The organism is Alphaproteobacteria bacterium US3C007 (assembly GCA_034423775.1).
Taxonomy (GTDB): domain Bacteria; phylum Pseudomonadota; class Alphaproteobacteria; order Rhodobacterales; family Rhodobacteraceae; genus Thalassovivens; species Thalassovivens spotae.
In genome coordinates, this window is the sequence record CP139918.1 from 476253 (window position 1) to 500294 (window position 24042).

The window sequence follows — 24042 nt, forward strand, 5'->3', positions numbered from 1 at the left end:
GCATTGCAAAACATCCGCCCGCAACCGTAGCGGCAAACAACCGGCAAAGGTAAAACCCTCATAAAACGCCCGGATTAATCATCACTTTCGAGAAAGGCCTTATAATCAATGCCAGGGCCTGAAAAGCTTTGGAACTCATCTCCACTTGGATAAGGGGTTACAAAGGGCTTGATCACATCTGAAAAGCGATTGTCGATGCGGTTTGATAAAACATCGGCAAGATCTTCAAGATCGCCCCAAAACCCGATCAAAGCATGTTCACCATCGCCGATATCATGCGCTGACAGGCGCACCGTTTCGGGCAAAGGGTAATCGCGAAGATATATCGCAATGGCCTTATAAAGCGCATCATGTGAGCCCGCTTTTGGCTTGAATTTGATGCAGTTCATCATCTGCGCCATTCGAAATTCTCCCGAAATTTTTTGGTCAATACCGATCAGTCACTTCGCTGTTTCCTCTCAGAGAAAAAACCATAGTTAAAAATATAAAAATTTCAAAGTAAAAGTTTCTAGCAGAACTGCCATCAAAAGCTCTGTAATACACCACTTAAAATTCAACGCGGGTCGTTAGGCTCAGAAACGATGTAAGCGCTACACACAAATGCACGTTACATTTCCTCATAATCTGTCACCCTGCTGGTTCGAAATGGCTGGAATGCTGGCACCAAGATTAACCTTCAGATGCGTGGTGGGTACGCGCCCTGCCTGCCAAATGTGTCAGACATCCACAACCGCTACCACGCTCGATTTAAACTTTGGCAGCGTTTGTAAAAGCTGATCACCAAGGCGGGTTGGTATCCCATTTTATCGCCAAATCCGTAAAGCTTTTAACTGAAAGAGGATCTAATGGAATGCCCTGCTCAATGCGCCCGGCCGCCCGCGCCCATTCGCGATCACCTGGCGCCATAACGCTCGCCCCCTTTCGCGCCTTTGACCCGCGCAAAAGCTTTAAATACCGCAGCATTCCAGCGCGGACCACCTCTCCTATTGCGAAGGCACTGGGATCTATAACAATCACAAAAGCGCCCATTCCCCTTGGCGTTGTGAAATCAGGGCCCGCCATAGGGGCAATATCGGGACTCAACTTCATGCCCGTCAAAACCGCTGAAAAGATTTCGGCCAAACCACCCAGCGCAGCCCCTTTAAAACCAAAATCAGCCCCCCCTATCGGAGCCAGCATTTCGGCAATATTCGGATCCAAAGTATCCATGCCTTGCGGATCAGATGCCACGCCCTGCGGTAAATCCTGTTGCAACGATTGGTGTAATTGAACCCGGTTATAGGGAACAGAGCTGGTCGCCATATCCAACAGCCATGGGTTTGGTTCTGCCGTCGGCACTGCCACTGAAATCGGGTTGGTGCCATGAAAGCGCTCAGCGCCATCAAATAAGCGCACGAAACTATCGGAATTTCCAAAGACAATCCCGATCATATTTTTATCCGCTGCTGCCTTAGAAAAAGCACCGGCTGGACCGAAATGCGAAGTGTTTTGAATGCCGATCGCTGCAATCCCAGCTGTCTGCGCAAGATCCACAGCATGATCAATCGCAGCAAATGTGGCCACCGCCCCATGCGCATTATCAGCATTCAGCAGCGCCGTACCACTGCGCGTTTGATCCAACGCGATCTTGGGCGCTATGTTCAATCGGCCACCTTGAAAGGCCTGCGCATAATGCCCCAGCAAACGCACCCCGTGGCTGTCAATACCATGGACCGAGCCATGCATCATTGCGCGCGTTGCCGCCAGCGCGCTGGGCTGATCTGCCCCAGCTTTTTCTAAAATAAAATGGCAAAACGCGCTCAGGCGGGCGCAGTCAGCAAGACGCGTTTCATTGGTCAGCATAATAAGTTCCCTATTCAAAACGATGGCCGGTGTGAACCCTATCCACCCGGGGCTATGCCCAGTCTAATCTATTGACCAGATAAAATCTAACAAGCCCTAACTTTACACCGCTTGAGCAAAACCGCGCGTTCCAAAAGCTTGTCTAAAAAGATGCTCGATATGTTGTGTGGCGACCAAAGAACAAAATAATCGTCAGCGCTTACACTATATCGGATAGAAGAGGATCCGCTGAGCTTTGTTTTATATCAATCTAACCCAAGATAAGCGGCCAAGGCTTTCGGAGGGCTTGCCATCACTTGCGTCGTTGGTTGGGGCGGGCTGAGCACTTGATCGCTTAGCAGCAATGTCTCATCAGCAATCCGCAGCGCATCATTGGGATCATGTGTCACCATCAACACCGTAGCCTGCCGCTCTTGCGCCAGCGTTTGCAGCAAATCCAGCATCTCATTTTTCAAAGCAGGCCCCAATGCGGTGAAGGGCTCATCCAATAAAAGGATTGGTTTATCTTGTAACAGCACCCGCGCCAGCGCCACGCGGCTTTGCTGCCCCCCTGATAATTCACCGGGCTTAGAGGCTTCAAAACCACCCAATCCCACGCGTGACAGCGCCGCCTTCACCTGCTCTTGACGGATCGATGACAGATATCTGCGCTGGGTCAGCGCCAAAGCCACGTTCCGTTTTGCGCTAAGATGCGGAAATAAATTATTGTCTTGAAACAGCATCGCCATAGGCCGCTGCGCCGGGCGCAGCCCAGTGATATTCTGCCCGTTCCACAGCACGGCGCCAGAAGACACCGGCAAAAACCCCGCAAGCGCGGCCAAAAAAGTAGATTTTCCAGCGCCTGATGGGCCCATAATGGCATAAATTTTCGCATCCAAACCGCACAATGAAGCGGTCAGTTGGAAACTGCCTTGACGAATTTTTAAGTTTTGCAAATCAAGCATTACGACGCCCTAAAAAATCAAAGACCCAGAAAAATCCAAAACTTAATATCAAAAGAAGGCTGGCGCAGCCCGCGGCTTGCTCCATACGGTACGACCCCATCAATTGATACAGCTTCAACGGCAAGGTCGCGCGCTCGGCATCGCCAAACAGCGCGATAACGCCCAGATCGCCCATCGAAAGCGCCGCGGTCAATCCCGCGGCGAAACCGAATGGGCGGCGTAATCTAGGCCAAACCACCCAGCGCCACCACCCCAACCTAGACAATCCCAAAGAAGCCGATAACCAGCGGAAATTGGCGTCTACCTGGCTCATTTCCGGGCGTAAAATACGCACTGCAAAGGGCAATGACATCAGAGCATTCACACATAGCGTTACCCAAAGACTTATCTCAAACGGGTTCACATAAGGCCTGGAAATCAAAAACAAACCGGTTCCCAGGACAAGCGGCGATACCGTAATTCCCAACGTTGCGATGGCTTCTCCACCGCGGCTCAGCAAACTGAGCGACAGTAACATGCACAGCGCTGTGGCCCCCAAAGCAATCAAAACCGAGCGCAGCGCCGCCATCCAAACCGCAGCCGGCAAGCTGGTTACACTGCCAAGCCCATTGCCCAAGACCAATAGCAAAGGCAGGCCTAAAAATAGCAGGGCCGCGCCAATCACCACCCCATCTAGATATTTTTGCAAGGTAGAGTGGCGGCCCAGCGCAATTGGACGATCAAGCCCAATGCCCAGCTGATGCCCCCAGGCAAAGCCCAGCGCGAAAACGGCAACCAATGCAGACACCCCCAATTGCACCAGCCCCAACAGAGCGGCTTTTGCGAAATCAAAGTCAAATCGAAAAGCTTGATAAATCGCCAATTCCAGCGTCGTTGATTTGGGCCCCCCTCCTAAAGCCAGCGCCACAGTAAAACTTGATAAACAAATCACAAAGATGACCACCACAGCCGAGGGCAAAACCGTCATCAGCATCGGAAACTCAATCAAACGAAACCGCGCAAAACCGCGAAGATCCAAGCTCTGCCCCAGCCGCAACCGCTCTTGTGGGATTGTTGCCCAGCCCAATAAAATCATCCGTGTAGCAAGGGGCAAATTAAAAAACACATGCGCCAACAGCACGCCCTGCAGCCCATAGATCGAAAAGCTGCCAAAGCCCAAGCTGCGCAACCCCGTATTGAGCCAACCATTTTGACCGAAAACCGCAATCAAACCAAGAATGGCGACAATAACGGGCAAAATAAAAGGCGCGCCCATCAGCCTAATCACCGCAGCGCGGCCCCAAAACTGCGCGCGCGCAAGCGCGCGCGCCAGCGGGACCGCTGATAAAGTGGACAAGAGCGCCGAAAGCGCAGCCTGTAAAATGGTAAAGCGCAAAGCTGACCAATCTGCAGGCCCCAAGCCGGTAGGCCCATCCGCCTGACCCCAAACCGCCAAAAGCGGTAGAAGTACAAAGCTACAAATCAGCGCTGAGGCGCTTATTTGGACAATGCGCGGCGCCATTGCTCAATCGTCTCTTTGCGCAGGTTTGCGGCTTCTTCTTCAGAATAGAACAACACTTTTTCAGGCAAAGGCAAGTCTTGGAACGCTTGCGGCCATTGCGATTTTGGCAGGGCTGCAGGCAAAGACCAATTACCCTCTGGAATTATGTTTTGGAATTGATCTGTCATGATGAAAGCCAAAAACGCATCCGCCAAATCGGGCACATCTGTCGATGCTATTTTCGCCGCCAACTCGACCATGAAATAATGCCCTTCGGGAAAAATCGCTGCCTTTTTGGTAAGATCGTTTTCCGCCACAATATGATAGGCCGGTGAGGTCGTGTAAGAGAGCACCATATCGGCTTCGCCATCTGAAAACAGCCCATATGATTCTGACCAGCCTTTGGTGACGGTTAGAATTTTCGGCGCAAGCTTTTGCCAAACTGCTTCTGCTTGCTCACCATAGACCGCCTTCACCCAAAGCACCAAGGCCAAGCCCGAGATTGAGCTGCGCGGATCTTGGATCACCAAGCTCAAGTCTGCGCCGGAATTCACCAACGCATCAAAAGACGCGGGCGGGTTGGCCACTTTTTCAGTATTGTAGATAAACGCAGTATGGCCATAGTTGAACGGCAGGAATATTTCATCGCTCCACTCTATCGGCAATGTAAGCTGCGCATTGTCTTGGCCATGGGCCGCGAACAAACCCGTTTCGCGCGCTTTTTTTGTAATATCTGTGTTCAGACCGATCACGGCATCTGCCTCGGTGCGCTCACCCTCCAGAATGATCCGCGACATGACATCACCCGTTTTAAACTGCAAGTCACAGCTGCAGCTTTCCTCAAAAGCGGCCTCAATCGCGGGCCCTGGCCCCCATTCTGACGCAAAATAATCTGGTGCATAAATTGTAAGTATCGGAGTCTGTGCCAACGTCATGCTGGCAGTGAACAGACCCGCTGCGAATGTGAAGTATTTCATGTTCTCTCCATATTTGCGACGGGCGGGGAGCGTGTAGCATGAAGCTGACCTTTCCTCCGCCGGTCTTAACCGGTTCAGGTTCGACGGGTTCGCAAAATGCGTCTCAGCCAAAAAGGCGCCCCGAGGTAACGTTGTGGATAAAGTTTTCACAACACGGTGGCAACCCCTAAAGATTTCAAACCGTTGTAACAGCGCATCCGCGAGCCTGCAGGCTTAAACCGCTTGTGCTGCTATCAAGGCCTTAAACGCCAAAAGATAAATATAGGGCATTTTACAGTCAGCTTAGGATCCGATAAAGCATCTACTCAAGTCGGGTCACGCTATGATATCATTTATAAAACGCATCGGTAATCTTCAAAATCTTGCCCTTTTTACTACGCTGTGCATCGCTGTTGTGATCGCGGCCACGACCCTAACACCCGGAGCGGGCAAACTTGCCCCTCAGGGTGCCGATAAGCTACTTCACACCGTAGGCTTTGCCTTGCTGGTAATGCCTATGCTGATGGTGCGGCTGAAAACCGGCCTCGTGATCGCACCCCTCGCGCTGCTTTTTGGCGGCGCTATCGAACTCATCCAACCCTATGTAAACCGGTTTGGCGATTTCTCTGATTTTTGGGCGGATTTTGTGGGTGTTCTAATAGGTGTGACTTTGGCGATACTTCTAAACCCGTTCATCAAACAATATGCGGCGCGTAACAAAAGTGCGCCAGAGTCAAAGAAATAACTCTAAGAAGCCTCTTCATATTTAACCTATGACGTTAAAATAGCATAAAACGTTTATCTTATAAAAAATGGTGACCCCGGCAGGATTCGAACCTGCAACCTGCCCCTTAGGAGGAAAATACTCACAAATTTTATTGTTTAATTACAATAATATATAACCACTATAGATTTATGAATATATAATGAATATGTATGACACCATGATTTTTACAAAAAGTGCCTTTGAAATGCTTGGCTTTTCATTCCAGATGATATTCGATTCTTGAAATATCTTGCCTTGACAATGTTTATGCAGCATTTTTATTTTTTATAATTCAATAACGTTTTGCACACCGGAAAATTCATGAGAAACATTCTATTCATAGCTATTCTGCTTTTCGTCAATGCCTGCAAAGTCACTGATGATTTAGATCAAATATCTAGCTCTAAAATTAATGCAGTAGTTTTGCAAAATCAGTTTGTTCCGCCAGTTGAGAATATCTTTAAAAGTAAACGTATTCAAAGAATCCTGGACCAACGAAAAACGATTAATCCGTTCCTAGCATGGGATAATAAATATGGTTTAACTACTGGCACAACCAAATATGGCGATAACTTTGAGTATTATGGGATGCATTGGTCTGCTGGCAATGGTGACAGATTTAGAGTCAATAATAGGTTGGAGTTAAAGACACCTAATTGGAACTACTTTTACCCAGGGAAGGAATGGAACTACTGGTCTAATCAAGAAGACCAAATGAGATTTGTAACTGACCAAAACTGGGACCATGCGGATGAGTACGGCGCTACAAAGGTAATGAACATAGCCCACAAAGATTTTCCAAATTCTTTTGCTAGCGAGGTTCGAAATGAAACTAAAAACGGTTTTCATGGTGTAATGCTTGACTGGTGGCATAACGGGCACCCAACAAAATGGAAAGGTCGGGAGTTAGACGGCGCTTTGATTAACATAGCATCTGCTATTCGCAGAGAAATGGGTGATGGATTTTTAATCATGGGCAACGTCAATTACGAGATGAACGAACCCGTTATCAAAGAGTTGAATGGCGTTTACCTTGAGTTGTATAAGGATTCTAAAGATTCTTACACCAGACATGATATTTTGAGGATCCAAGATATTATTGATTTTTACAATCAAAAACTCAAAAGCCCAAAAATTATAGCGCTTGACGCATGGCGCTTAACAAATGCCTCTATCCCTACAAATCTCCGTGACCCAAACATTTTGACACAAGTTAATTCAGATCGAAACAGCCTCCAAAATAGGAGGCTTGCTCGTCTTTTCAGCGCAATGTCCGCAGTATCCGCAGATACTGGCTATATATTATACGGAGATAACAACGCTGATTTTGAATTTGGAGACCATGATCATTTTTATTATGACATATACAGGCTAAACCTTGGTCAGCCAGTTTCTCAGTTTGTTGAACCTCTGAAAGGCTTGAGAGTCAAAAAGTTTAAGAGAGGATACATTGCCTACAACCTCAATAAGACCCCTGTGAATCTCCAGATATCTGATTTTGAGGTTACAGTTGGCAGCATGGATGCTGTATATATTTCGCTAATTGGTGAGAGCCTGATCTAAGCAAAAATACTATCAGTTATTTGTGTAGGTACTTCCACGCCAACCTCTGTACATCTCAAAGCAAACGACCTACCGTGCTAATCTTTTTGACAGCATTTGTGATGGTGGTTCGGTAAACTTACAGAAGCGTGTGCTATGTCCAAAAATAGTAAAAGTCTGGTATGGGTAATTAACGGAAACATTTACTACGCACCATGCCCTTACCGAAGTCGCAATTTGATCCAATCCACACAGGACGAGCTGACCCCACCCGTTACCTGATCATTGGTTTTGACACTGAATACCAGCGCTACACTGACGATGGCACTCGCACACTAAACAATGAAGTGCTCAGCTATCAATATTGCTGCACGGTGATAGAGCGTGACGGTGATGACACCTCTGTCCCAGTTTGGTCAGGACTAACGAAACCCAGAGGTCCTAAGGTTGAGGACCGCCTATTACTGGAAGAGTTCCTAATTGCTGCTCTCACAGACGGTTGCAACCAGCATCCTAATCTCAAACTGCCAAGCACTATTTACTTGGTCGCCCACTTCACGAGGGCAGATGTACCGGGATTTGCGGATTTCAAAGACGAAGCGACCAGATCAGCCCTACAGCTCGACAACATCCGCAACCTATTCATGAACGTAGCCAACGATATCAAGCTTGAGCTTGTAGACCCCAAAGGCGGTGACAACATCCAGCTAAGCGTTAAGATAAGAGACACGATGACCCTCGCCCCTGCTGGCGCAAAGAGCCTTGCAGCGATTGGCGACATCCTTGGTTTCGAGAAAATCGAGCTTGGCTCAACACCGCAGGAAGAGCTGTCGATTAAGCAAAATATGAAGTCACTCATGGAGCGTGACTGGGTTACATTTGAAAAATACGCCATCCGAGACGCCAAGATCTGCACCCAATACACCCGCAAAATGATCCGACTCTATCAGGAGCGGACAGGTAAATTTCGTATGCCTGTCACACTGACCTCCATTGGCGTCGACCTAATCAAACAGTTCTGGAAAGACCAAGGCGTCGACCCACTTGAGATTGTCGGCAAGGAAGAGATTAAAAACAAATACTGGAGCAAGCGCTTTGGTCGATACCAGACCAAGAAAAAGGTTGTTTACCTCAAGAAAATCCACTGGTCGCTTGACTTCTTTACCGAATGTTATCATGGCGGACGCAACGAACAGTTTTGGTTTGGACCTGGCTTTGATAGCGTATGGTATGACTATGACCTGTCTAGCGCCTACCCATCAGCCATGGCGCTGATTGGGCGTCCTGACTGGGACAAATGTCGCCCCATCCGTGATACTGATGAACTGCTTAACTTTCAGTCAGCTGAACTAGTTTTTGCCAATGTGGACTTTGAATTTCCAGATGATGTTGTCTACCCAGTACTGCCCGTCAGGACTGAAAATGGTTTGATTTTCCCTCGCAAGGGTAACAGCACAACTCACATCAGCGAAATCCTATTAGCGCATCGTCTTGGCGCCAAGATCACATTGATTGAAGGTCGCTTTATACCATCTGGAAGACACGGGAAGTTTAAGGAAGGTATCGACCGTCCGATCCGTCCTTTTGATGGGTTTACCCGATACTGTATCGAGCAACGTAAGCAGTTTCCTAAAAAGACGTTGAATAACTTATTCTGGAAAGAACTGGTAAACTCAACATACGGAAAAACTGCCCAAGGGCTGCGGGAACGACGCATTTATGATCTGCGAGATCAGGACACAAAACCATTAGCTGAAAGCCCTATCACCAATCCTGTATACGCTGCTTTTATTACTGCATTTTGCCGTAGCGTGCTGGGTGAGATTATGAACTCCCTGCCTCGTGATGTTGCCATCTTCAACGTGACTACTGATGGGTTTCTCACAACGGCTACAGCTGAGCAAATGGCGCAGGCTTCAAAAAGAACACTTTGTAAGTTTTATCGATCATCCAGACGCCTGCTGACGGGCGTCCCATCTGGTAAGGAAGACGTGTACGAGATCAAACACATCATTCGAAAACCTTTGGGCTGGCGAACAAGGGCTCAAGCGACCCTAGTGCCCAGTGAGTTGTCCGACTGGCAAGGTACAGGAATGACCCCAAAACAAGACGAACAATACGTTCTTGCTAAGGGCGGTATCAAACTGCCTGATCCAGCGTCAAAGCCAGCCGAAAACAGTCAAATCGTCGACCTCTTCTTCAACCGTCAACCAACAGACACCATGATGATGAAACTAGGTTTAGGCATTCGAGAAATGTATTCACTCGGCGCAGACTTTGTTGACCGAGAAATGGAGAAAGTCCTCTCCATGGAGTTCGATTGGAAAAGACGTCCAAACAATCCTGTCATGTCTGAGGGACGAGATTATCAGCATCTTCAATTTCAGACTGAACCTTGGGACACAATCGAGCAGTTCCAAAAGACACGCCAGCTCTGGGAACAATATAATATGTCTCAGCGACATTGTCTAAAAACTGTTGAGGATCTTGAAGCCTTTGCCAGCTATCACGAAAGCAGTCTTAGCAATGAAGGCGACGCCTCCAAATACCTTCGCAAGGATCAGGGCGACCTCAAACGGTTGCGTCAGGAACTTTTAATCGCATGGAAGCTACGCAAGGCAGGCACGCATGAGCTGAAGCCCCATGCTTTTGGCAGGACGAATATTTTTCCTACATATAAACTAAAAGCAAAGGAATTGGCTGCAATCTTAAACAATGACCTCGGGATCCCATGCACCAAAACCGATGTTGATAATTCTGCCAAGAAGACAGTATTTGTGCCTCACCGAGTGCCAAATACACAAGACGTACGCACGAAACTTATACGTCTTAAACGAGACCTTTTTCCACAACTTGAAATAACTGAACTCGTCACAGGAGACGCAGAGTTCCTGCTTATTGTAGAATAAATAATCTAGACGCTTTTCTACTTTGCAGCGGTTAAATCACATCCACAATCTTCTTCCTAGCCTCACTGTCACCTTCAATATACCTCTGTGTAACCGCCAAAGATGAGTGCCCTGCCAGCATTTGAACGTCACGCAGCGAGCCACCCACAGTGCTGATCTTACGAGCAGCATTGGTGATGAATGTGCGGCGCCCACTATGGGACGAGCAACCAAGTAAACCTACTTCGTTGTACCACCTCTTAAACATGTTCACGACAACCTGAGGCGATGTCTGCGCTGATCGCTCGGTCGTAATCACATATGATTTTTCCAAGTCAAAGTTATGACCTTGCTTGACAACCTCTAACAGTTTTACCAGATTTATACGCAGCTGCTTATTCAAAGGTATCACTCGACCAGAGCGACCTTTCGATGCGTTATCCGTCAAATGTATTGCGTTACTGATCTCACCTTCAGGCGTCAGAAGCATAGACCAGCGAAGATTGGCGACTTCTTTTGCTCGCAGCCCTGCCCGTACAGACAAAAGAAATACGGTTTGATCCCGAAGTCCATGACGCCTTGTAAGGAGAAAAGCCGTCAGAGAATCTACCTGACCCTTAGTAAGAATTTTTGCTTGTTTGGCTAAACCCATTTGGCACCTCTGATGTTGTTATGTATCTGATTTATATTAATAAAATCAGTTACATACGGACACAGAAAAGTGCGCAGGAAATATTGTTATTCGGCAAGGGCTTAGGCGAACTGATTATATGTTTACCATTGTATAATCAGTTTCGCTGAAGACCCCATGATCAATAAGCGTCTTGAAATGTAACACTTTAAATTTACGGTCCTATAGCAACGCAACAGATGTAACTTGAGCAGAGACAGATCCAATCTGTTGTCTTTGGGCAACCAGCCCATCCAATAAGTCAATCAAAGCAAAAACCAACGCATCGACCTTCTGGTCGGTGCTTTTCGCATTTGAAACTATCCTCAATGCCTGCTTGGCTTTTTGATAGCTTCTTACAGCTTTGATGCCATGCTTACGTCCTTGCAGAGCATAAGCCGCAACAGCACCTTTTTTGACGATAGCTTCTTCTAGATGCTGTTGCTCGATCATGAATGCCTTAAAGCTTTTCATGGCATCCTCAGGATAATGATCGAAACTTGTCCGGACTTTGCTGTCCAAGCCTTAGCTGTTTTAGAAACTTCATCAGCAATCGATGGATCATAAGGCTCGATAACTTCAATTTGGCTAATCCTAGCTTTGTTCAAGCTCCTAATAAGTTCATGCTTAGTCTTTGGCTTTGATTGGCTAGATATCATCGCTGCCTCCATTGCCGTAAAACCACCCTACAGGCTCATAAAGGTCTTCTCGTGAGTTCTTAACGAAGTCTCGTATCATCCGATTCATTTCAGCCGTCATATTGGTCCTTAGCTGATGACAAGTTTCTTCAAACTGCATCTTGAGCCCTGATGAGATCCTAAAATTCATAAGGAATATTTCTTGGTTCATCTTGATCTCCTTAATTAATAAATCATGTAAATATTAAGGTTATTTATATTATTGGCTTTATCTGTCCCTTCGGGACGAATGATCCAAGGATCATTCAGACTAGATTTTTTATTATCAAATATTGTGGATTTGTTTTGGACACACTTCACCTTCCGACAGGTGAGGTATGTCCAAGGGCTTGTGTCTTCGCCTATGACCACATTCCGTTAGAGCAACCCATCATTCTCTGGGTAAGGGCGGTTAGCCGGTCTCCTTTTACGCCCCGCTTCAATCCAGCGGCATAACCGATCAGCCAACGGAACAACTGAGATCGATCATCGAAGGTTGCAGTGTGGCAGAGCCTTCATCGTGACGGTAATTTTTAATCAGCCAATCCGACTTTGCTGCATCATAATAATTAAATGGGTCCTAACTGAGATTATCCGCCCCCGGTTCCAATCAAGTCACTCGGTTGCTCAACAGGTTTGATATCCTCAAAATATGTAATGCCGTAGGAAGACATATTTATTTATATGAGAAAATCAGATGATTTCTCAATTGTAAAAATAAGTTACTTTCTATTAGCGACGAGGAAACATTCTACACTTCAAAACGAATGGATCTTTGTCGGTAGAAAAGTATCGGGCAAATCCTGAATAATCGCTAACACCATTTCCAGAAGAACTCAGCTTACTGGCTAAGATTTTCATAGTGGTTTTATTCCGATCAAATCCTCTAGCGTAGTTGTAACACGAAGCCGATCCATAAATTAACCTAGCACCTTTATCTCGCTTAGGACGCTGATATTTGTCACTGGAGCCCATCTTAAAACCATTGCCATCTCCGTTGGGCGTTAATGGGTTCTTTCCATTGAGATTAGCGGATGAATAAAAAATCCTAATGATAACTTGCTCTGCAGAAATATCCGTTCCATCGCCGCTTTTCCAAAAATCAAATCCATCATCGGAATTGTGATGCCCGTGTGCGTCAATCAATGTAATCCCATTAGCGCCATACTTGATTTCAAAGCCATCGGCATTACCGCCTTTGTCAGTATTGCTACTACTCCCTGTCGCATTGTAGCCATTGAAAGCTTCTACTGAAACAAAGCAATTGTTTTTGGAAGAGCTCCCTAATACGCTAAAACCATGTCCCCTGGTGTTAACAACAGAATTAACTCCTGTATTCTCGACAATAACATTTTTGATGGTGACGTCATTTTTGATTTTAATACCGACCCGCCCCGCATTTTTTAGCCTGATATTTTTCAAATTCGCATTTCTTGCGGTAATTGCTTCGTTTAAATTTTTTGTATCTAAAATTGTATTATCAGCCCCGATCAGCGTCTGACCATTCAGCATAATTGGACGCTTTAATTCATAGTTACCATTAGATAAGAACACTACTTTGTGTCGGCTTAAAGCCGCATTTATTGCGTTTGGATTCTTAAAAAATTCGTTTGCTGTTATCAGTTTTCCGTCTTTTACAGCATCTAATTTGGCAATCCTGGATCTACAATTTTGTGGATCACCAATTTTTTCAATCACATCCCACTGTGCATCTTGAACACCTCGAATATATTCACTGCCTTGAAATACCGGTTGGTTAAACGCCAAAACTGAACCTTCGACCCGTCTGTTAGATACCGATGTTTGCTCTTGAATTTCAGTCTGCGGATTACACGCAGTGAGTAAAATACTGAGCGCAGCTACAAATGATGACCTGTATAAATTGTTTGGCATAAGCTCTGGCTTTCAAAATGATACCATCGAAGTAACGGAATCATGCCAAATGTAAAGTGATAACACCTCACGTAACTCGAAATAGACCAAAACCGATTCCGGCTGCTTTGCACATTTGTCCCAAATTAAAACGGATAGGACTTTGAGTTGTTGTCTTTTGAGCTTTGATTAGTGGTTTTCTTGATTGAAGACACAATGTCTGGAGCCAGAATATGCCCATAGAATTTTTCAATCATCTCGACTGACGTGCCCATGTTCTTTGCCAAGATATATGGGTTGATATTTCCACGAAGACGTTGTGTCCCATAAAAATGCCGCAGCGAGTAAGGCGTTCTGTTCATACCGTCTTTTGTGATCGGAACACCGCAGTAATTGAGCATCGAGTTGAACCCGACCTTAAACGATCCAATCGGCTTTCCTGAGATGTGATTGATGAATACCGGTTCATTGAGGGGTGGATCACAACCATCAAGGTCAGTGCGGCGTAAATCATACATACGCCTGAGGAAGACCTCACATCCTGGATTGCAGACAACTTCTCGTAAGCCAGTCTTGCCATTCACTTTGATGATTACGAGACGCCCAGCCTCAACCTCGATCGTTGAGACATCATCCCAAGTCACAGACCTCATCTCACCGATGCGGATACCGCTGTTGCTTAAGAGTAGAACATACTGTTGAAGAACGAACCGTTCCCGCCAATGCCCGTTGGAACGACCTTCCTCGACCCATGCTCTCATACCAGTTGTGATCTTCTTCCATTCAGCAAGAGTAAAGGTAGGGCGTCGATTGCTTCCTTTCGTTTCAAGTTTGGGGATCTTGAAAGGCTTGGTGACGTGCCCTCTCTGTAGAGCAAACTTCATCAAGCTCTGGATTGCATTCCGCTCACGGTTCAACGTGTCATCAGTCGGCTTCTTACGCTTGAAGTTGATCTTTCGCCAATCCCAATAGGCATGAAAATCTCTAGCAGTGAGCTGATCTATCCTCGTTTTACCGAAGTAATCGAGAGCATAGGTCGCAACATACTCGACAGACCGATCCTTGGTCTCGACCTTCTGATAAGCGTTACGGCGAGAGCTTTTCCACTCCTTAAAGACATCAGCGAAGGTGTTGGATTTAATCGAGCCACCAACTTTGATGTGGTGATAAAGCTCATCATAAAAGTTCATTGCCAATCTGACGGCTTCATTCCGATCTGAAGTTTTGGTCGAAACAAACTTATAGCCCGAAGCATTGGGGACTTTGAGGCGAACGTGATACTTAGGTTTCTTGCCTTCACGCAGAAATAGGACAATCCGACCATCGCCCCTGAGGTCTTCATAGTCTCGATCGACAGTCATTTCTGCACCTCATATCACACACTGAATTTATGACATGATATCAAGAAGATGGTCGTTTTTACACCAATTTTTGTATATGTTTTGACTATGGCTATTTTGACTGTATTTTGCAATTTACACAAATCTAAAAAGATATAAATTATTGATAATAAATAATAAAAATGGTGACCCCGGCAGGATTCGAACCTGCAACCTGCCCCTTAGGAGGGGGCTGCTCTATCCAGTTGAGCCACGGGGCCATTCAGCCTATTTGTGACAGGAGGTAGCACAATCAATGCCAACCTGAAAGGCTTGCATCTGGGTTATCAGGCTGATGCATCGGCTTTATCCCATGCACCATCTTGAGGATCGTGACCCTTAAAAATCCAATTCATCTTCTGATATAAGAAAGGCCTTACAGCTTCTGATGCGCTTTATGACGGGTCTTCGCTTAGCACGGGCAAAATCCCAAAGCCGTTGCGCCAAAACACCAGCGCCAACACCCCAGCTTCATGCGTTTGCAAAGCATGCGGTTGCTGCGCGGCGTGAAAAATAACATCTCCGGGATTTAAAAAACGCGGCGCCTGCCCAGCCCGCATAAACTCGGCCTCACCAGCAATCACCAAATAGCTTTCTTCGGCTGGGTGCTCGTGCCAGGGGTAATATAGATGGGGTGGCATATATACGGCCCACGCCCAAAGTTGGCCGCTTTGAAAGCCTCCTTCGGGACCAATGATTGTAAAGCACCCAAATCGATCTAAAAAATCTTGCCCGACCTTGGTATGTTTATAGGTTTCGCGCCAACGCGCTTGGGCTCCTGCTGCCACCACAGCCTCGCAAAGTGGCTGATATTGCGTGTCAAAAAATTCATTTTTTTCACGTGCCAATCCCTGTCCACATAGCAATGGTTTTGGTTCGATCTTCTGAGTCGTGACATCTTGGCAGAACGGCGCAAAAGCCGTCAGCTCTTGATGGTTTTCATAAACAGTCCGAAGCTCGGACAATAATAAATCAAACGGGCGTGCCATCACAAAAACCAATAAGCTTTTTCTTCCCCTCAAAACCCTACATTTTGGGATCGCTATGTCAAACTCAATTGACGCTGCGAGCCCATTTTACAGCTCGAGTATAAGCATTGTCTGATCCTTGTGACGTCCATTTGAATGCGCGTTATCAAAACAGCGGCAGTTTTGTCATTTGACGCCCAAAAGATACTATCTGGGTTTGTACCCCACCCAAATCTTGATCCTTCCGGCGAATATCACGCCGCCTCAACGGTGCTTTGAGGCACTGTACTTTATGAAATTCTGCTTGCTGGGAGGCTCTATCGCGACAGGTATCGATCACTATTGTGATCTTATGCAGATACCTATTTAGGGGCTTTTATATGTCTCAGCGCAGGCTTGAACGTCCTTCAACCGCATTTACGCTCATCGTTTTGCCGCAGCTTGAATCGAGGGAAATGCCACATAAAAGTTACGAGGGATGACCTGCTTTACAGCAAGCTAAGAGCCCCGATATACTGCCTTTCTTCGGTAGGGTATCCGCCAAATGCCCAAAGTATTTTGAATATGGCTAGCAAATATTTGCCAGCCAGCCGGGGCTGGTCATCGACAATCGCGCCGCGTACACATGCCGCACCACATCACATCAGACCCTCAACATTAAAATTTGGAGACCCAGATGAGCCTATTTGACGAAGACCTTTTTCTAAAAGGCTTAGAGCAGCGAAAAGCCACTTTAGGAGCTGAGTATGTAGAGACGAACTTGGCCGCAGCCGATGAGCTCACGCGTCCATTCCAAGAAGCCATGACCGCCTGGTGTTGGGGCTTTGGTTGGGGCGATGATGTGATTGATGCAAAAACCCGCAGCATGATGAACCTATCCATGATTGCGGCATTGGGCAAAATGCATGAATGGGAACTGCATTGTAAAGGCGCTTTAAACAACGGCGTGACCCCCGAGGAAATTCGCGCAATCATTCATGTTGTGGGTATCTATTGTGGCGTGCCACAGGCTTTAGAATGTTTTCGTGCAGCCCGCAAAGTGCTCAACGAGCAGCCCCGCTAGGCCGCGTTCAGCGCCGGCAAGTAAATGAACCGCCATAGCGCAAAAAAGACCAGAGCAAAAAAGCATCCGCACCGAAAAGCCTATTAATGGAACGGCCTGGTTAAGCCTACTCAAAACATTTGCAGCAGCGGCGCCTTCTATCTTGCAAAAACAGGCATATTGCTTGATCCAGAGGGAAATTCTCGGCTACCTTTACCTGAACGCCCAAAAAGGAAATCGCGACGTGTCAAAAACTCCACCACGCTCATTGACGTTACGAGATGTTTCAGAAGCCTGCGGCGTTTCGGAAATGACCGTCAGCCGCGTTCTACGCGACAGCGGGGATGTGTCGCAAACCACCCGCGAAAAGGTACTCAAAGCCGCCCATGATTTGGGCTATGTGCCAAATAAAATCGCTGGCGCTTTGGCAAGCCAAAGGGTGAATCTGATCGCTGTTATCATTCCGTCTATGTCCAACATGGTCTTTCCCGAAGTTATGATGGGGATAAATGAAGTTCTGGAAAATACCGAGCTGCAAGCGGTTATTGGGATCACAAACTATCTGCCTGAAACCGAAGAAAGCGTGTTATACAAAATGCTGTCATGGCGCCCATCTGGCGTTATTATCGCGGGCTTAGAACATTCTGAACGGTCGCAAAAAATGCTGCAATCTTCAGGGATACCAATCGTTGAAATTATGGATATTGACGGCACTGCCACCGATTGCGCCGTTGGCATTTCGCATCGGCGCGCCGGGCGTGAAATGGCGCAGGTTATTTTGGATGCAGGATATCGCAAAATTGGATTTATGGGCACAAAAATGCCCCTCGACCATCGCGCACGCAAACGCTTCGAAGGCTTTTCAGAAAGGCTTTTGCAATCCGGTATAGAAATCGCTGATAAAGAATTTTATTCGGGTGGCTCTGCCTTGGCGAAAGGGCGCGATATGACCACTGATATGCTCATGCGCTCACCCGATTTAGATTTTTTGTATTTCTCAAACGATATGATTGGCGCGGGTGGTCTGTTGCATCTTTTGAACCAAAAGGCGGATATTCCCCAAAAAATTGGTTTAGCGGGCTTTAATGGTGTTGAGTTGCTGCAAGGCCTACCACTGCAATTGGCCACGATGGATGCCTGTCGCTTGCAGATTGGCCGACAGGCCGCACAAATCATTTGCGATCGGATCTCGGGCGCCCTGACATTGGGTGAAAAAATCGTTGAGCTGACACCAACGCTTTCACCAGGTGACACGCTAAGATCGGCCTAACCGTGAAGAAATCGCGTGGTTTTTTGCCCAATGCTTTAACTTCAAAGAAAGCGAAATGACCGACCAAACTATGTTCAAAAGATATGCGGTTTATTTTGTTCCCAAGGGGGAATTGGCCAAGTTTGGACGGGCATGGCTGGGCTGGGATTGCCGCAAAGGCCAATATATAAGCTCTGAAAACGCGTTTTCAGAGCCGTTGGCTGACCGAGAATATTTTACAAAAAAACCACGGAAATATGGGCTTCACGCAACCTTAAAAGCCCCTTTTCGACTGCAAACAACGCAGAACGAACCTGCACTGCGCAGCGCATTCCACGGCTTTTGCAATCATCAAAAACCTGCAGCTTCGGGCAATTTAACGCTCTCTGAGCAGGGCGGGTTCATCTCGTTAAGACCCCAAAGGCAATCCGCTGCCCTCTTTGAGCTTGGCAAAAACTGCCTTGAAGCCTTTGATCCGTTTCGCGCACCTTTAGACCAGAACGATCTAAACCGCCGCCGCAATGCCCGCCTGAGCCCGCGCCAAAACGACTTTTTACACCAATGGGGCTATCCCTATGTGCTGCAAGAGTTCCAATTTCACATTACATTATCGTCGCGCCTTAGCATTTTGCAGCGCGAAAAGATCATACCAGCACTAAAAAATTTGCTGGCACATGAACTGGACTGCCCTTTTATTATCGCTCATCTGGCCTTAATGGGAGAGGATCGAAACGGCCAATTTCATATTTTGGAAGAAGCCAATCTATCCGGGTAAAGAAACGGATCACCGACAATAAAAAGGGGCTAAAGCTCAACTCGATAATTTGTGAATTTCTTCTTTGATTCGTAATTTTTGTTTTTTCATAGTCGCGATCTGTAAGTCATCCATCGCTAAGGATTTTTGTGCCTCTTCAACTGCCTCTGACAAAACTTGATGTTTTTTTCTTAATTCCCGCACATGCGAAACAACTGTCATATTGCTCAACCTCCTGTGTAGCCATGGTACGATGGCACCATAAATTTACAAACCTGTCACTGAGAAAAAATTTATTCTCCCAAAATAGGAGAAGTTTCGCCGAGCCGCTTTAGTTTATTCCCAAATCGACACTAAATCTGCACTTTTGCGCAAAACTGAGCTGACCAAACCTGTATAAGAGTCACCATCGTGGCGGTGGCGATCGCCCTCATGCAGGATCAAAGGCGCCATAAGGCGGAAATTCGCTCGGCCGGCTTTGCGCATGCGCAAAAGCATCAAACCGCTTTCGCGCCCTTTACGCGGTGCGATCGGCACAACCTGTAAGCTGCCCAGATCATCGGGTAAGACGGCCATAAAATCCTGCAGCCTTTCGCTGCGAAAAATGAAATGGGCATAGCCCTTTGGGCGCAACCGTTTGGCGGCAAGCTTAACCCAAATCTTCAATGGCGTTTGCTCTCCCAGAGCGCGTTCGCGCGCCTGATGCGGGGCGGGGCTGCTTTGTGCGCGGTCAAAATAAGGGGGATTGGCAATCACGAAATCAAAATTTTCACCCCTTAGCGCAGCTGGAGGGGATGCGATATCTCCTGTGATAACTGTCAATTTGCAACCGTTATGCTGCGCGTTTTGGGCAGCCAGGATCGCGGCATCAGGCTGAATTTCAACTCCGGTTATTTTCAAGCCTGGGACACGGGCCGCCAAACACAGGCTGGCCACACCAACACCGCAGCCAAGTTCTAAAACGCTTTCGCCCCTGCCCGCGGGAACCGAGGCGGCAAGCAAGACAGGATCAACCCCCGCGCGATACCCCGTCTTGGGCTGAGCAACCGTCAAACGGCCCCCTAAAAACTGGTCATAGCTATGCAAATCCGAATCAAAGGTCATCGCAGCTCAATCTTATGCGCGATCATTAAGCGCAGCGCCGCCGCGTGATCTTCTTCGCGCACCATCAAACGACGCGGCAAAATCCCCAAAGATCCTTCGAGCACCGAGGTATTTATATCCAAGTCAAAAAAAGGAATTTCCGCATCCTTCAGGATCGCCTGTGCATAGGCAATTAAAGTGATGTCCGTGCTTCTGAGCAGTTCTTGCATGGCATCACATTTAGTAATATCACTGCGCCTTGTCGAGCTTAGGAAATGGAAAAATGGGCGATCAAGCGAAAATCGTGACCAAACCCCAAGATGCATTGGCAAACTTGCTGTCAAAAGAGATGGCGCAGGTCAATGAGCTGATTTCACAGCGCATGGCCTCACAATACGCGCCGCGCATTCCGGAAGTGACCGCGCATTTGATCAATGCAGGTGGCAAACGTCTGCGCCCCTTGCTAACCTTAGCAAGCGCTTCTATTTGCGGCTATACGGGCGGGTTTCATATTCATTTGGCGGCAACGGTCGAATTCATCCATACCGCCACCCTGCTGCATGACGACGTTGTCGATGAAAGCGCACAGCGGCGTGGGCGACCCACCGCCAACCTACTCTGGGATAATAAATCATCCATATTGGTGGGCGATTATCTGTTTTCGCGGGCTTTTCAATTGATGGTAGACACTGGGTCTCTTGACGTATTGGCCATTTTATCCAACGCTTCTGCCACAATCGCAGAAGGCGAAGTTTTGCAACTCAGCGCCGCGCGCGATCTGAGCACGAACGAAGAGATTTATCTGCAAGTGGTCAGAGGTAAAACCGCTGCCCTGTTTTCAGCTGCCACGGAAGTCGGCGGAGTAATTGCAAATGCCCCTAAAGCGGTTCAAACTGCGTTGTTTGATTACGGAGATGCTCTAGGGGTCGCGTTTCAAATTGTAGATGATCTATTAGATGTTAGCGGCGATCCTGACGTGATGGGCAAGAATATTGGCGATGATTTTCGCGAACGCAAGCTGACCTTACCATTCATCAAAGCCGTTGCGAAATCCACTGCCGATGAGCAGGCATTTTGGAAACGCACGATCGAAAAGGGAGACCAGCAAGAGGGTGACCTTGCACGGGCTTTGGAGATCTTAAAAACCCATCATGCAATCGAAGAAACCCGCCAAGATGCTTTGCAATGGTCGCGTCGGGCCCAAAACGCCTTAGCCCCGCTGCCCGACCACCCGATGAAGGCGCTCTTGGCGACACTTGCGACCTATGTGGTCGAACGGATCACCTAAACGTTTCCAAACATATCCGGGTTGACGCGATCCACCAATCTGGATGGGTTTGCCTCAGCTTTGCAGCAAGCGCGTCGCGCGCCGCATCATTTTGCATCAAGGCAAAACATGTGGCACCAGAGCCAGACATACGCGCCAAAGCCACGCCGGGTGCAGCGCGCAACGCGGCCAGTACATCCCTGATGACTGGAACCAAGTTCTGCGCCGGCACCTCAAGATCATTGCGTTGCTTGGACAACCAAAGCAACCAGGCCTCCCGGTTTCGCGGATCAGGCATCGCCTCTAAGACCGGAGGGTTTTGTTTTGAGGCAAGCGCGTTGAACACCGCCGGCGTCGATACCCCCTGCCGCGGATTGACCAAAATTATGGGAAATTGCGGCGGCGGTCCTAACATCTCTAATTGTTCGCCAATCCCCCGCATCCGGGTTAACTGCGACGACATGCAAACCGGTATATCAGCGCCAAGCTGCAACAGTTTGCTAAGGGCGGGCACAGGCTGCGACCACAGCTGTGATAAGGCCCGTATCGTCGCGGCCGCATCGCTTGAGCCGCCGCCAATTCCAGACGAAGCGGGAAGGTTTTTTTCCAACTGTATATGCGCGCCCTTGGAGATATCAAACAAATGAGCAGCCCGCATCACTAAGTTGTCCGGCCCCGAAGAAATATCAGGTGCAAAAGGGCCACTGCATTTTAAAGACAGCTCATCCGCCGGTGAAACAGTAATCCGATCGCCAATATCAGCCATAGCAACGTATGAATCCAAAAGATGATAGCCATCGCTACGCTGACCTGTAACGTGTAAAATCAAGTTGAGTTTGGCCGCTGCGAAGGCCTTAGCCATCTTGATTGGCCGTCGAGACCAACGCCTCTGCCTCTTCTTCCAAAACGCGCTCCAACCCAACCTCTAACTTGCGCAGAATCCGTTTTCGATCTGCCTCTTCAGGATCGAATGACAAAGCCCGACGCCATTGAAACACGGCCTCACGCTTGCGCCCCACCTCCCAAAACACATCCCCAAGATGATCGTTCACGATCGGATCGATTGGCATCAATTCAGCCGCTTTTTCCAAATGCGGCAAGGCCTCCTCAAAGCGGCCAAGGCGATAAAAAACCCAGCCCAAACTATCGACAATATAACCGCTTTCTGGCTGCTTATCGACCGCCGTTTGGATCATCGCCAAAGCTTCATCAAGCTTTTGACGCTTTTCCACCAACGAATAGCCAAGATAATTCAAAACCTGAGGATGATCGGGCTGCAGCGCCAGCGCTTGCCGAAAATCCTGCTCTGCCGCAGGCCAATCGCCCATCCGCTCATTTGCCATGCCCCGCGCGTAAAACAGCCGCCACGCATTTGTCATGCTGGGGTTCAAAAGATTCAAGGCGGCCGTATAGGCCATAACCGCTTCATCATAGCGTTCTTGGTTGCGCAGTAAATTGCCCAGCGCCTGATGCGCCGGCACTAATTTGTCATGGCTGCGTGATAATCCACGCAACACCTCAATTGCCGCTTCGGTCTCGCCGCTGTCGCGCAATGCATCCGCGCGCCCCAGTTCAGCCAAGGGAAACAGCGCGGAAGCGGGGGCAATTGCCCGATAGGCTTCTATCGCCAGATCATATTGCCGCATAGCCACTAAAATTTCGGCGCTGAGCAGCGCCGCCGGGGTGTATTTAGCAGAGAGAAACTGAGCCAATTGCGCGTGAAACAAGCTGTATTCATCTTTTTGCTCTTGGTTGAGGATTTGCGCAACCGCAAAGAATACCTCAGCCAGCCCATCCTCAGCCGTTTTCATCAGCAAAGGTTTTGGCGACCGTTTCGCCGCAATATCAGCTTTCAGACGATCAAGCTCAGGGTCAGATTGCTTGGGGAAAAACCTTTCAAAGATTGTATCAGCCTGATCAAACTGACCGCCCTGCATCAAAGCCTCAAGCCTGATTAAAATCGCTCTGCGGGTCACTTGCGCACCATCTTTTGATAACGCGTCAAAGCGGTCATCGGCAGCCTGATAATCGCCTGACACTTTATAAATCAACGCCAAATGATAATTGGCGAGCCCGCGTTCCTGATCCTGTTCAGACAGTGCTTTCAACTTAGCAATCGCCGCTTCATAATCCCCGCTACCGGCCAATGACCAGGCTTCAATCAAATCATCAATAAGCGGATGCCCAATCCCCCGCTGTTCTTGCAACAGCCTCGACAGGGCTGAATAATTTTGAGACTTGGCAGCATTTGCAATCACCACCAAATTGGCCCATTGGCCATTGGCGCCTTGATTTGTGAAAGCTTGAGCAGCGGGTAAGGCCTGCTCAAACCGCCCCAATGCACCCTGCGCCAAAATCAGCTGTTCAAGTGCCATTATATTGGCGCTATCCTGCGCAACAACTTTTGAGAAATACTGAACAGACGCGTCTAACCGACCATCTAAACTGGCTTGACGGCCCGCAAGATACGACCCGGCCAAGCCCTCTGCAAAAGACGGCGCGCCCAACATGCTTACGAGGCAAGCAAAACCTAAAATGAACCGCACAATAAAAACCTACCCGTTTTTGTTAACTTAGGCTGCGTGCCCAACCAACGCAATGCCTTGATGAAAATGCAAGATTTGATAACTCAAATGTAAGGCGTTGGTTGATATTCTCAAGAA

23 protein-coding genes, 1 tRNA gene and 1 riboswitch are annotated in these 24042 nt (G+C 47.9%); of the genes, 7 read left to right on the forward strand and 17 right to left on the reverse strand.

Annotated elements, in window-relative coordinates:
- Positions 1-74: 74 nt before the first annotated feature.
- From UM181_02440 to UM181_02460, 5 genes are all read right to left on the reverse strand, one after another.
- Complete coding sequence (locus tag UM181_02440) at positions 75-401, reverse strand: hypothetical protein (protein ID WQC63490.1); 327 nt, start codon at positions 399-401, stop codon at positions 75-77.
- A 376-nt stretch (positions 402-777) separates the two neighbouring features.
- Positions 778-1842, reverse strand: a complete 1065-nt coding sequence (locus UM181_02445; GenBank protein ID WQC63491.1) for an Ldh family oxidoreductase — start codon at positions 1840-1842, stop codon at positions 778-780.
- Between the two features lie 245 nt (positions 1843-2087).
- Complete coding sequence (locus tag UM181_02450; GenBank protein WQC63492.1) at positions 2088-2786, reverse strand: ATP-binding cassette domain-containing protein; 699 nt, start codon at positions 2784-2786, stop codon at positions 2088-2090.
- Entirely contained in the window at positions 2779-4287 is a 1509-nt protein-coding gene (locus UM181_02455; GenBank protein ID WQC63493.1) for a thiamine/thiamine pyrophosphate ABC transporter permease ThiP, read from the reverse strand. Before UM181_02455 ends, UM181_02450 begins: the two co-directional genes overlap by 8 nt.
- Entirely contained in the window at positions 4263-5243 is a 981-nt protein-coding gene (locus tag UM181_02460) for a thiamine ABC transporter substrate binding subunit (GenBank protein ID WQC63494.1), read from the reverse strand. Before UM181_02460 ends, UM181_02455 begins: the two co-directional genes overlap by 25 nt.
- 34 nt (positions 5244-5277) lie before the next feature.
- A riboswitch (TPP riboswitch) is annotated at positions 5278-5376 on the reverse strand.
- A gap of 189 nt (positions 5377-5565) precedes the next feature.
- Here UM181_02460 and UM181_02465 point away from each other — a divergent pair.
- From UM181_02465 to UM181_02475, 3 genes are all read left to right on the forward strand, one after another.
- Positions 5566-5967: a VanZ family protein gene (locus UM181_02465; protein ID WQC63495.1), complete on the forward strand. Its 402-nt coding sequence runs from the start codon at positions 5566-5568 to the stop codon at positions 5965-5967.
- A gap of 342 nt (positions 5968-6309) precedes the next feature.
- Entirely contained in the window at positions 6310-7551 is a 1242-nt protein-coding gene (locus UM181_02470) for a hypothetical protein (GenBank protein WQC63496.1), read from the forward strand.
- A 194-nt stretch (positions 7552-7745) separates the two neighbouring features.
- Entirely contained in the window at positions 7746-10439 is a 2694-nt protein-coding gene (locus tag UM181_02475; protein WQC63497.1) for a DNA polymerase, read from the forward strand.
- 31 nt (positions 10440-10470) lie between these two features.
- Here UM181_02475 and UM181_02480 read toward each other — a convergent pair whose 3' ends face one another.
- From UM181_02480 to UM181_02510, 7 genes are all read right to left on the reverse strand, one after another.
- Positions 10471-11070 (reverse strand): site-specific integrase, encoded by a 600-nt coding sequence (locus UM181_02480; protein WQC63498.1) that lies wholly within the window; start codon positions 11068-11070, stop codon positions 10471-10473.
- A 201-nt stretch (positions 11071-11271) separates the two neighbouring features.
- Complete coding sequence (locus UM181_02485; protein ID WQC63499.1) at positions 11272-11562, reverse strand: hypothetical protein; 291 nt, start codon at positions 11560-11562, stop codon at positions 11272-11274.
- 174 nt (positions 11563-11736) lie between these two features.
- The gene (locus UM181_02490; GenBank protein ID WQC63500.1) at positions 11737-11937 is read right to left on the reverse strand and encodes a hypothetical protein; all 201 of its coding nucleotides are present in this window, start codon (positions 11935-11937) and stop codon (positions 11737-11739) included.
- Positions 11938-12497: 560 nt separating this feature from the next.
- Positions 12498-13658, reverse strand: a complete 1161-nt coding sequence (locus UM181_02495; GenBank protein WQC63501.1) for a hypothetical protein — start codon at positions 13656-13658, stop codon at positions 12498-12500.
- A 125-nt stretch (positions 13659-13783) separates the two neighbouring features.
- Positions 13784-14998, reverse strand: coding sequence for a site-specific integrase (locus tag UM181_02500; protein ID WQC63502.1), 1215 nt, complete (start codon positions 14996-14998; stop codon positions 13784-13786).
- Positions 14999-15160: 162 nt separating this feature from the next.
- Positions 15161-15237 (reverse strand) — tRNA-Arg (locus tag UM181_02505).
- A gap of 174 nt (positions 15238-15411) precedes the next feature.
- On the reverse strand, positions 15412-16005 hold the full coding sequence (locus tag UM181_02510; GenBank protein ID WQC63503.1) for a dimethylsulfonioproprionate lyase family protein: 594 nt from the start codon (positions 16003-16005) through the stop codon (positions 15412-15414).
- Positions 16006-16660: 655 nt separating this feature from the next.
- Here UM181_02510 and UM181_02515 point away from each other — a divergent pair.
- From UM181_02515 to UM181_02525, 3 genes are all read left to right on the forward strand, one after another.
- On the forward strand, positions 16661-17047 hold the full coding sequence (locus UM181_02515; GenBank protein ID WQC63504.1) for a carboxymuconolactone decarboxylase family protein: 387 nt from the start codon (positions 16661-16663) through the stop codon (positions 17045-17047).
- A 223-nt stretch (positions 17048-17270) separates the two neighbouring features.
- Positions 17271-18296 carry a LacI family DNA-binding transcriptional regulator gene (locus UM181_02520; GenBank protein WQC63505.1) on the forward strand — a complete coding sequence of 342 codons (1026 nt, stop codon included), beginning with the start codon at positions 17271-17273 and terminating at the stop codon, positions 18294-18296.
- A gap of 55 nt (positions 18297-18351) precedes the next feature.
- Complete coding sequence (locus UM181_02525) at positions 18352-19050, forward strand: DUF1045 domain-containing protein (protein ID WQC63506.1); 699 nt, start codon at positions 18352-18354, stop codon at positions 19048-19050.
- Between the two features lie 36 nt (positions 19051-19086).
- On the opposite strand, the gene UM181_02530 is transcribed toward UM181_02525, so the two are convergent.
- From UM181_02530 to UM181_02540, 3 genes are all read right to left on the reverse strand, one after another.
- On the reverse strand, positions 19087-19251 hold the full coding sequence (locus UM181_02530; GenBank protein ID WQC63507.1) for a DUF465 domain-containing protein: 165 nt from the start codon (positions 19249-19251) through the stop codon (positions 19087-19089).
- Between the two features lie 114 nt (positions 19252-19365).
- Positions 19366-20133 carry a methyltransferase gene (locus UM181_02535; GenBank protein WQC63508.1) on the reverse strand — a complete coding sequence of 256 codons (768 nt, stop codon included), beginning with the start codon at positions 20131-20133 and terminating at the stop codon, positions 19366-19368.
- The gene (locus tag UM181_02540) at positions 20130-20342 is read right to left on the reverse strand and encodes a DUF2007 domain-containing protein (protein ID WQC63509.1); all 213 of its coding nucleotides are present in this window, start codon (positions 20340-20342) and stop codon (positions 20130-20132) included. The genes UM181_02535 and UM181_02540 overlap by 4 nt, the downstream gene beginning before the upstream one ends.
- Positions 20343-20395: 53 nt before the next feature.
- Here UM181_02540 and UM181_02545 point away from each other — a divergent pair, with 53 nt between their 5' ends.
- Positions 20396-21400, forward strand: coding sequence for a polyprenyl synthetase family protein (locus UM181_02545; GenBank protein ID WQC63510.1), 1005 nt, complete (start codon positions 20396-20398; stop codon positions 21398-21400).
- Here the strand turns inward: UM181_02545 and UM181_02550 are convergent.
- Positions 21393-22241, reverse strand: a complete 849-nt coding sequence (locus UM181_02550; GenBank protein ID WQC63511.1) for a 4-(cytidine 5'-diphospho)-2-C-methyl-D-erythritol kinase — start codon at positions 22239-22241, stop codon at positions 21393-21395. The genes UM181_02545 and UM181_02550 overlap by 8 nt on opposite strands.
- Positions 22234-23925: a tetratricopeptide repeat protein gene (locus UM181_02555; protein ID WQC63512.1), complete on the reverse strand. Its 1692-nt coding sequence runs from the start codon at positions 23923-23925 to the stop codon at positions 22234-22236. The genes UM181_02550 and UM181_02555 overlap by 8 nt, the downstream gene beginning before the upstream one ends.
- Positions 23926-24042: the final 117 nt, after the last annotated feature.